This is a genomic window from Bacillus sp. AP50 (assembly GCF_040492675.1).
Lineage (GTDB): Bacteria > Bacillota > Bacilli > Bacillales > Bacillaceae_G > Bacillus_A > Bacillus_A cereus.
The window spans coordinates 1-3,357 of record NZ_JBEUTW010000501.1 but is presented as its reverse complement, the minus strand read 5'-3'; the positions used below and the strand labels follow the sequence as shown (position 1 = coordinate 3,357).

Below are 3,357 nucleotides of genomic sequence, written 5' to 3'. Positions count from 1 at the left end.
ATTTAAAGTACTTTTTATGTTTGTTATTTCTGTATTCAAAAGGAAAACCGCTTATGCTTCATTTTTGAAGCATAAGCGGTTTTGTTTAAAATACTTAAAAAGAAAAATTTTTTGGTAAAGTACCACTTTTTATTACTGTTCTTAGTCCATGTTTTATAATCCAAGGATTAATAGGATGCTGTTTATCACGTAATTGCTGTAACCACTGAAAAACGAGTTCTTTATCTTCTTTCGTAATATCGTTCATATGATTGGCTACAGATTTTTGAACATATTTAGAAGGGTCATTCATTAATGGTTCAAGAAGCTGTAAATTGTACTTAAAATCATCTTTTAGAGCTCCTATTTTTTTAGCCCAAGGAAGCCTTGGTCTTGTACCTTCAGAAACTAATCTTCTAATGTGGTTGTTTTCGTCATAAATCCACTGTTGTAATATATTTAGTGTGTCTTCATGGTATGTTTCAAGAAAAGGCCGAATGGCATATTCAGCAGTATTTCTTTTCGTTATTTCATACATGGCGTTGAATGAGGTTTCAAAGTCGTTAAGTCCATATTTTTCAACGTATTTTGCAAGAGGCATGTACATATATCCGTTTGTAAATGTGCCTACTTCTGTTGTATTTTCTGGGCCTAATGTTTTTAGTAATATATGTATTGCTTCATTAAAATCTTTTTGTAATGCATTATGTAATTCATCTGCTATTACTTCAATACGCTGCTTTAACTCTAAATTTTCAACTTTACATGTTACGGAAGATACAAAGTTTCTTTTAGAGAAAGTAGGATCGTGTTTACAAATAGAATCAGCCATTTTTTCTGCTAATTTTTCGTTAAATAAAAATTTTAACGGAACATATTTACCCATTTTTTCACCTCGGTGGTCAAATGAAAACAATTTTTATTTTTTAATCGACAATCCATAAACTAACGTCTCACTCGGAGTCGTAATACTAAAACCTGTCGTCTTATAATCAAGTTTCACCGTATCACCAGTGTAGTCTTTCGTGAATGAATCCATTTGTACGATAAGATCTGCATCTTCATATACAACATCATCTGCGTTATATGTATCCCAAATTAAATCGACATCAACGAAAATACTACAAGAGTTTGTCATTGTCCCTCTAATGCGAATGATCTTTTTGTCTTCACGTTCTAATCTATGTATAGCTGCTTTTGCTTCATCAGTAATGCGAATGTTCATTGTATCCCAACCTTTAATTATATTTCTTCTATTATGGCAAAAACAGGAGCAATAGGGAAGCAAAGAGGTTTGCAACAAAAAACGAGCAAACAAATTTGTTTGCTCGTTTCACTTTATTTTAGTTCACATTTATCAAGTGGAATCACTTTTGTTTTTTTCGTAAATTTATATCCTAACCATAGTACTAAGAAGAGTGGTAAACCGATGTAAGAAACGAGTACGCCGTTCCAGTCGATTGACTCACCCATAAATGCCCCGTAGTTTTGTCCTAAAATTACGATGATACAAAGTGTAAATGCGAAGAGTGGACCGAATGGGAACCATTTTGCTCTATATGGTAAGTCTTTCAAATCTTTTCCTTGTGCAATATATGCTTTACGGAAACGGTAATGACTAATTGCAATGCCGACCCAAGCGATAAAGCCAGACATTCCTGATGCATTTAATAACCAAATGTATACAACACCGTCACCGAATAAAGAAGCAATGAAAGCGATACTACCGACAATCGATGTTACGATTAATGCGTTAACAGGTACCCCGCGGCTATCTAATTTACCAAGAAACTTTGGTGCTTTTCCTTGGCGAGCTAAATCCCAAAGCATACGAGTTGATGCATACATACCAGAGTTACCAGCAGATAGTACAGCAGTTAAAATAACAGCGTTCATAACAGAAGCAGCAAAGGCAACGCCCGCTTTTTCGAAAATAAGTGTAAATGGACTTACTGTTACATCACTTGCAGCAAGACTTTCAGTTGTATAAGGAATTAATAAACCGATAACGAGAATCGCAAGGATATAGAATAAAAGAATACGCCAAAAGATTGAACGAATTGCTTTTGGGATATTACGTTCTGGATCAGATGTTTCACCAGCAGCTACTCCTAATAATTCAGTTCCTTGGAAGGAGAAACCAGCTGCCATAAATACACCGATAATTGCCATGATACCGCCGTTAAATGGTGCATCTGCAACAGTGAAGTTTTTGAATCCAACAGTTTCGCCCCCCATAATTCCGAAAATCATCATAAAGCTGACAATTAAAAAGATAATAATTGTAACTACTTTAATAAGTGCGAACCAATATTCAGATTCACCAAACCCTTTAACAGATAAATAGTTTAAAAGGAAAATAATAGCTAAACATAATCCGCTCCAAATAAGAGAAGGGGTATCTGGGAACCAAAATTTCATAATTAATGTTACGGCTGCAAGTTCAGCAGCGATCGTAATCGCCCAGTTATACCAATAGTTCCATCCAAGTGCAAAACCAAGTGATGGATCAACAAATTTTGTTGCATACGTACTAAAAGATCCAGTAACAGGCATGTAAGCTGCAAGTTCAGCTAAGCTTGTCATTAAGAAATATACCATAATTCCAATTGCGGCGTATGCGATTAGTGCACCGCCAGGACCAGCTGAATGGATTACACCACCGCTGGCAAGAAATAGTCCGGTACCGATTGTACCACCGAGAGAAATCATCGTAAGGTGACGCGATTTTAATCCGCGTTTTAATTCACCTTGTCCTTGTGTAGTTTGCGTTTTAGAGGTAGATTGATTTGTTGCGCTATTCATGTTCAACACTCCTTTTCTTGTAGGTTAGGAAGGAGCGGGGGAGAAAAATACAAAAAACCGCCAAAGGAATTTGGCGGAACGTTTCACAAATAACCACCCCATCATACCCTTCCGTTAAGATAGCACCCCACGTTTACACGGTAATTTTGTAAACGTGACAGTTCTGTTCCTTTCGGAGACAGCCCCAGCTCATATTTCCAGAGAAGAAATATAAACTTCGGCAACTTTTCCTTTCAAACGGAGTCAGTGACATTCTCTGTGTCTCGTCCGTTTTACTATTAAAAGTCGCAACCTCTACCTCATCGGATTGATGAGGATTTATATATTGCTAAGATTTTTAATATATGGCAATTGTAATGACTTTCTGAATATATTGCAAGATATTTTGTTAGGAAAAGTCAAAAAATATCGGTTATTGTATAGGAAACGCTTGCAAAACTCCACCCGAACCTACTATTATGTAGCAATAAGCAAAGAAAAAATTGTTATACAAATGTTTCGCAAAAAATATTGAAAAACCCTCTAAATAAAAAGAAAATTCAGAAAAATATAATTCGACATTCATAATAAAGT

Annotated in this window: 3 protein-coding genes and 1 riboswitch; all 3 genes read right to left on the bottom strand. The window is 35.5% G+C overall.

What is annotated here, in order from left to right; translation table 11 throughout:
- Positions 1–94 precede the first annotated feature (94 nt).
- The 3 genes from ABWK52_RS25510 to ABWK52_RS25500 all read right to left on the bottom strand — a co-directional run bounded on the left by ABWK52_RS25510 (position 95) and on the right by ABWK52_RS25500 (position 2,784).
- Complete coding sequence (locus ABWK52_RS25510; protein ID WP_098207304.1) at positions 95–865, bottom strand: DNA alkylation repair protein; 771 nt, start codon at positions 863–865, stop codon at positions 95–97.
- 33 nt (positions 866–898) lie between these two features.
- Positions 899–1,204, bottom strand: coding sequence for an iron-sulfur cluster biosynthesis family protein (locus ABWK52_RS25505; RefSeq protein ID WP_030026273.1), 306 nt, complete (start codon positions 1,202–1,204; stop codon positions 899–901).
- Positions 1,205–1,317: 113 nt separating this feature from the next.
- Entirely contained in the window at positions 1,318–2,784 is a 1,467-nt protein-coding gene (locus ABWK52_RS25500; RefSeq protein ID WP_098541987.1) for an amino acid permease, read from the bottom strand.
- A gap of 112 nt (positions 2,785–2,896) precedes the next feature.
- Positions 2,897–3,089: riboswitch (Lysine riboswitch) on the bottom strand.
- Positions 3,090–3,357 lie beyond the last annotated feature (268 nt).

Excerpts from the sequence above, each read along its gene's own strand:
- ABWK52_RS25510 (WP_098207304.1), bottom strand. The coding sequence starts at position 865 with ATGGGTAAATATGTTCCGTTAAAATTTTTATTTAACGAAAAATTAGCA.
- ABWK52_RS25505 (WP_030026273.1), bottom strand. The coding sequence starts at position 1,204 with ATGAACATTCGCATTACTGATGAAGCAAAAGCAGCTATACATAGATTA.
- ABWK52_RS25500 (WP_098541987.1), bottom strand. The coding sequence starts at position 2,784 with ATGAATAGCGCAACAAATCAATCTACCTCTAAAACGCAAACTACACAA.